The 6,200-nt window shown below is 61.4% G+C and carries 6 protein-coding genes; 5 read left to right on the top strand and 1 reads right to left on the bottom strand.

The window, feature by feature from the left end:
- On the bottom strand, positions 1–650 hold a 650-nt coding region (gene queG, locus AC1DRJ_RS17425), incomplete at its 3' end, for a tRNA epoxyqueuosine(34) reductase QueG (RefSeq protein WP_477803245.1).
- 63 nt (positions 651–713) lie between these two features.
- Between queG and AC1DRJ_RS17420 the strand changes: the two genes are divergently transcribed.
- From AC1DRJ_RS17420 to AC1DRJ_RS17400, 5 genes are all read left to right on the top strand, one after another.
- Positions 714–2,213, top strand: a complete 1,500-nt coding sequence (locus AC1DRJ_RS17420) for an NAD(P)H-hydrate dehydratase (protein WP_477803244.1) — start codon at positions 714–716, stop codon at positions 2,211–2,213.
- On the top strand, positions 2,201–2,671 hold the full coding sequence (gene tsaE, locus AC1DRJ_RS17415) for a tRNA (adenosine(37)-N6)-threonylcarbamoyltransferase complex ATPase subunit type 1 TsaE (protein WP_007945600.1): 471 nt from the start codon (positions 2,201–2,203) through the stop codon (positions 2,669–2,671). The genes AC1DRJ_RS17420 and tsaE overlap by 13 nt, the downstream gene beginning before the upstream one ends.
- A complete protein-coding gene (locus AC1DRJ_RS17410; RefSeq protein ID WP_477803243.1) occupies positions 2,672–4,120 on the top strand; it encodes an N-acetylmuramoyl-L-alanine amidase in 1,449 nt (482 codons plus the stop codon).
- Positions 4,117–6,027: a DNA mismatch repair endonuclease MutL gene (mutL, locus tag AC1DRJ_RS17405; RefSeq protein WP_477803242.1), complete on the top strand. Its 1,911-nt coding sequence runs from the start codon at positions 4,117–4,119 to the stop codon at positions 6,025–6,027. The genes AC1DRJ_RS17410 and mutL overlap by 4 nt, the downstream gene beginning before the upstream one ends.
- Positions 6,027–6,200: isopentenyl transferase family protein (locus AC1DRJ_RS17400; protein WP_477803246.1), on the top strand; the 174-nt coding region annotated here is incomplete at its 3' end. The genes mutL and AC1DRJ_RS17400, both read left to right, overlap by 1 nt.

The following is a 6,200-nucleotide window of genomic DNA, read 5'->3' as shown; positions in this document are numbered from 1 at the left end:
TCCAGTACGTACGGGCCGACGAAGGCGTTGGTCGGGCAAATGTCGAGGCACGCCGTGCAGCGGCCGCAATGTTCAGTGCTGTGGGGCGGATCGACCGGCAGCGGCAGATCGACAAACAGCTCGCTAAGGAAGAAGTAACTACCGGCCTTGCGATTCAAGACCAGGGTGTTTTTGCCGATCCAGCCGAGACCGGCCTGTTCGGCGATGGCTTTTTCCAGCACCGGAGCGCTGTCAACGAACGCGCGGAAACCGAACGGGCCGATTTCGGCCTGGATTTTATCGGCCAGTTGTTGCACACGTTTGCGGATCAATTTGTGGTAATCGCGGCCCAAGGCATAACGCGACACGTAGGCTTTTTCCGGCTGAGCCAGACGTTTGGCCATTTCAGTGTCGCCGGGCAGGTAGTCCATGCGCAGGGAAACGACCCGAAGCGTGCCGGGCACCAACTCTTCCGGGTGCGAGCGTTTGCTGCCGTGGGCACCCATGTAATCCATTTCGCCGTGGTAGCCGGCGGCGAGCCAGCGCTCCAAATGCTGCTCATGCTCCGCCAGGTCGAGGCCGCTGATGCCGACTTGTTGAAAGCCCAGCTCGCGACCCCACTCCTTGATGGATTGGGCGAGGGCGGGGAGGTCTGTAGTAATAGCGGGCATGAGGCGAGAGAAACCGGAGCTGAGGTGCGTATAATTCTGCCAGACATCGGAGCCTGAAGACGCATGCCGCACACTAAAGATGATTTACCCGACGCGCTGTATAGTGCTGCGCAGGTTCGCAGGCTTGATGCGAGCCTGATTGCGAGTGGCACACAGGGCTTCGAATTGATGCAGCGCGCAGCCCGGGCGACTTGGCGAGCGATGGTTCGGCAGTGGCCATCGGCGAATGAATTGAGTGTGCTGACCGGTCACGGCAATAACGCTGGCGACGGTTATCTGGTAGCGGTGCTGGCCCAACGAGCGGGTTGGTCGGTGCGGGTGCTGGCGGTCGCTGATCCCCAACGTTTGCAGGGGGATGCGGCGTTGGCGTATGCCGAGGCCGTTTCCGAGAACATCTTTATTGAGACTTGGACTGCGCAGGCTGAGCTGCGCGGCATCGTGCTGGACGCGTTGCTGGGCACCGGTCTGACAGGTGAAGTGCGAGCGCCTTACGCTGAGGCTATCGCGGCGATCAACGCCTGCGGTTTACCGGTGGCGGCGGTGGATATCCCCTCGGGCCTTTGCGCCGATACCGGTCGCGTCCTTGGCGCGGCGGTGCACGCCGATCTCACCGTGACCTTCATCGGGTTGAAGCTGGGGCTGTTTACCGGTGATGCCGCAGACGTCGTCGGTGAACTGGTTTTCAACGATTTACACGCTGATCCACAGCTGGTTGAGGCCGCGTCGGTCAGCGCTCGTCGCTTGATGGCCGGTAACTTGCCGCGCCTTGTCCCCCGAACGCCGACGTCCCACAAAGGCAAATGCGGCCATGTGTTGCTGATCGGTGGTGATCGCGGTTTAGGTGGTGCGATCCTCCTGAGTGCACAAACCGCTCTGCGCAGCGGGGCCGGCATGGTCTCCGTGGCCACTCGCAGTGAGCATGTCGGCGCCGCGCTGGCTAGACTCCCCGAAGCCATGGTTCTGGGCACGTCATCGGCCAACCAGCTGATGGAACTGCTGCAAAAAGTTTCTGTACTGGTGGTCGGTCCCGGCTTGGGGCAGGCTTCCTGGGGGCGCAGTTTGCTGTCGGCGGCGGCCAATGCACCGTTGCCGCAAGTCTGGGACGCCGATGCGTTGAACATGCTGGCCGAAGAACGGGTGATTTTGCCCAAGGATTGCGTGATCACGCCGCATCCTGGCGAAGCAGCGCGGTTGTTGGGGATCAGCACCGCCCAAGTGCAGGCTGATCGTCCGGCAGTGGCGCATGCACTGAGCAAGAAATATACAGCTGTCGTGGTATTGAAAGGCGCTGGCAGCCTGATCGCCAGCCCCGATGGACGTCTGGCGTTGTGTCATCAAGGTCATCCGGCCATGGCCACCGCCGGTCTGGGCGATGTGCTGGCCGGTTTGGTCGGCGCGCTGCTGGCCCAAGGCATGCCGGCGTTCGACGCCGCTTGTCTGGCCGTCTGGCTGCACGCCAATGCAGGTGAGCAACAAGGTAAAAATGGCCGTGGGCTGGCGGCCAGTGATCTGATCCCGGCCATTCGTCAGTTGTTGGAGGAGCAAGCACCGTGTCTGAAGTAACCCTGTACCTGGCTGATGAAGAGGCGATGACCGCTTTTGGCGCACACATCGCAAAAACCACCCAAGGGCACGGTCTGATTTTTCTGGAAGGGGACTTGGGGGCGGGGAAAACCACGCTGTCGCGGGGCATCATCCGGGGATTAGGGCATGTCGGTGCAGTGAAAAGTCCGACGTTCACGCTGGTTGAGCCTTACGAGATCGGCGAGATCCGCGCCTTCCATTTCGACCTGTACCGTTTGGTCGATCCGGAAGAGCTGGAGTACCTCGGCATTCGCGACTACTTCGACGACGACGCGCTGTGCCTGATCGAGTGGCCGGATAAAGGTGCAGGCTTTTTGCCAAAGCCCGACCTGACCATTACCATTAGCCCGCAAGACAGCGGGCGTTCGCTGAAAATTTTATCCCAGGGCTCGCGTGGCGAGGCTTGGTGTGCCGCTTTGGCATTGGAAACCAATTAAATGATGGGGTCAGGTATGCGCTTTCGCGCGATGGTAGCTGCCGTAGGATTGTTGTTTTTGGCGGTGACCGTCGACGCTGTGGCCGACTCGAAGGTCAATAGCGTTCGCCTGTGGCGTGCGCCGGACAACACACGGCTGGTGTTCGATCTGACCGGGCCTGTGCAACACAGCGTGTTCACCCTCACTTCTCCGGATCGACTGGTGATCGACATCAATGGTGCGACACTCGGTGCGCCGCTGAACGTCAACACTTCCAATACCCCCATTACGGCCATGCGCTCGGCTCAACGCACGCCGACCGACTTGCGGGTGGTCATCGACCTTAAAAAAGCCGTGACCCCGAAAAGCTTCTCCCTGGCCCCGAACGCCCAATACGGCAACCGGCTGGTGGTTGATCTGTTTGATAGCGCGGCCGATTCCTCGCCGTCGCCGTCGCCGTCGCCAACACCGACCCCGATCCCTTCGGTCGCCACGGCGCCGGCAGTGCCGGTCACGCCAGTTGCACCTGCGATCAAGCTTCCACCTGCACCGGCCGGTAAGCGCGATATCCTTGTAGTGATCGATGCCGGCCACGGCGGCGAAGACCCGGGCGCCTCAGGCTCTCGCGGTCAGAAGGAAAAAGACGTGGTATTGGCCATCGCCCGCGAATTGCAGCGTCAGGTCAACGGCATGAAAGGCTTCCGTGCCGAACTGACCCGCACCGGCGACTACTTCATTCCACTGCGCGGCCGTACCGAAATCGCCCGCAAGAAAGGCGCTGACCTGTTCGTTTCGATCCACGCCGACGCCGCGCCTTCTGCCGCCGCATTCGGTGCTTCTGTGTTCGCCCTGTCTGATCGTGGCGCTACATCGGAAACCGCCCGCTGGCTGGCGGACAGTGAAAACCGCTCCGACTTGATCGGCGGTGCCGGCAACGTCAGCCTCGATGACAAGGACCGCATGCTCGCGGGTGTGCTGCTCGACCTGTCGATGACGGCGTCGCTGACGTCCAGCCTGGACGTCGGCCAGAAAGTGCTGAGCAACATCGGTCGCGTTACACCGTTGCACAAACAACGTGTGGAACAGGCCGGGTTCATGGTGCTGAAGTCACCAGACATTCCATCGATCCTGGTTGAAACGGGGTTCATCTCCAACGCCAACGAAGCCTCCAAGCTTGCGGCATCGAATCACCAGCAGGCGCTGGCGCGGTCGATCAGCAGCGGCGTGCGTCAGTTCTTCCAGCAGAATCCACCGCCGGGCACTTACATTGCGTGGCTGCGTGATTCCGGAAAAATCGCTCAAGGTCCTCGTGATCACCGGGTCAATCCGGGTGAGACCCTGGCGATGATTGCCGTGCGTTATCAGGTGTCGCCAGCGACGCTGCGCAACGCCAACAACCTGTCGAGCGATGAACTGAAGATCGGTCAGCACCTGACCATTCCAGGCACTGAGTTGGCGGCTAAAGAATGAATCAAGTCGTGACCAACAGCGCCCGCATCGAGCTGCTCAGCCCGCGACTGGCGAACCAGATTGCCGCCGGCGAGGTGGTTGAGCGTCCGGCTTCGGTGATTAAAGAGCTGCTGGAAAACAGCCTCGACTCCGGCGCCAAACGCATCGATGTCGATGTCGAGCAAGGTGGCGTCAAGCTGCTGCGAGTGCGCGACGACGGCAGTGGTATTTCTGCCGATGACCTGCCGCTGGCGTTGGCCCGACACGCCACCAGCAAAATTCGTAATCTTGAGGACCTGGAACAGGTCATGAGCCTGGGGTTCCGTGGTGAGGCCCTGGCGTCGATCAGCTCCGTGGCGCGCCTGACCCTGACGTCCCGCACCCGCGATGCCGATCAGGCCTGGCAGGTCGAGACCGAAGGCCGGGATATGGYGCCTCGCGTGCAGCCAGCCGCCCATCCGGTGGGCACTTCGGTGGAAGTTCGCGACCTGTTCTTCAACACCCCGGCGCGACGCAAGTTCCTCAAGACTGAAAAAACCGAATTCGATCACCTGCAAGAAGTGATCAAGCGTCTGGCGCTGGCGCGTTTCGACGTGGCGTTCCATTTGCGACACAACGGCAAAACCATCCTCAGCCTGCACGAAGCCCGTGACGACGCGGCGCGTGCCCGGCGTGTGGCGGCCATTTGCGGTTCGGGATTCCTCGAACAGGCGCTGCCGATCGAAATCGAGCGCAATGGCCTGCATTTGTGGGGTTGGGTCGGTTTGCCGACGTTCAACCGCAGCCAGGCGGACTTGCAGTACTTCTTTGTGAATGGCCGCGCGGTGCGCGACAAACTGGTGGCCCACGCGGTGCGCCAGGCCTATCGCGACGTGTTGTTCAATGGCCGCCATCCAACGTTTGTGCTGTTTTTTGAAGTGGATCCGGCAGGTGTCGACGTCAACGTGCACCCGACCAAGCACGAAGTTCGCTTCCGTGACGGGCGCATGGTTCACGATTTCCTCTATGGCACCTTGCACCGCGCATTAGGCGATGTGCGGCCGGAAGATCATCTGGCCGCACCCATTGCGACGGCCATCGTGCGACCGACCGGCCTCGACGCCGGTGAATTCGGCCCTCAGGGCGAGATGCGCCTGGCGGCCAATGCGCTGCTGGAGCAACCCCAGGCGCAGCCGTCGTTCAATACCCCGGCTGGCTCAGGCGCAGGCGGCGGTTATCAGTATCAATACACGCCGCGAGCTCAGTCCGGGGTACCGGTTGCCGAAGCTCAGGCTGCCTATCGCGAGTTTTTTGCGCCACTGCCCGAGGCTAACGCGGTCGCGCTGCCAGCCGGGCAGGATGACATTCCTCCACTGGGTTACGCACTGGCGCAGCTCAAGGGTATTTACATCCTGTCGGAAAACGCCCAGGGGCTGGTGTTGGTGGACATGCATGCGGCTCACGAGCGGATCATGTACGAACGCCTGAAAATCGCCATGGCCAGTGAAGGCTTGAGCGGCCAGCCGCTGCTGGTGCCAGAGTCATTGGCCGTCAGTCAGCGCGAAGCCGATTGCGCCGAAGAGCACGTCGCGTGGTTCCAGCGTCTCGGCTTTGAGTTGCAGCGCCTGGGGCCTGAGACCCTGGCCATTCGACAGATCCCGGCCTTGCTCAAGCAAGCTGAAGCCAACCGACTGGTCAGTGATGTATTGGCGGACCTGATGGAATACGGCTCTAGCGACCGGATTCAGGCCCATCTGAACGAACTGCTCGGGACGATGGCCTGTCACGGTGCGGTGCGGGCGAATCGGCGCCTGGCAATCCCGGAAATGAACGGCCTGCTGCGCGACATGGAAAACACCGAGCGCAGCGGTCAATGCAACCATGGCCGACCGACCTGGACCCAATTGGGCCTGGACGATCTGGACAAACTCTTCTTGCGCGGTCGTTGATGAGCCAGCTTCCTCCAGCGATTTTTCTGATGGGCCCGACCGCTGCGGGCAAGACCGACCTGGCCATCGAACTGACCAAAGTCCTGCCCTGCGAGCTGATCAGTGTCGATTCGGCGCTGGTCTATCGGGGCATGGACATTGGCACGGCCAAACCTTCGAAAGAAATTTTGAGC

The sequence above is a fragment of the Pseudomonas sp. P5_B2 genome (genome assembly GCF_056400445.1).
Note: the sequence above shows the minus strand (reverse complement) of the source record. Positions and strands in the feature narration are given on the sequence as shown.

Excerpts from the sequence above, each read along its gene's own strand:
- AC1DRJ_RS17420 (WP_477803244.1), top strand. The coding sequence starts at position 714 with ATGCCGCACACTAAAGATGATTTACCCGACGCGCTGTATAGTGCTGCG.
- AC1DRJ_RS17410 (WP_477803243.1), top strand. The coding sequence starts at position 2,672 with ATGATGGGGTCAGGTATGCGCTTTCGCGCGATGGTAGCTGCCGTAGGA.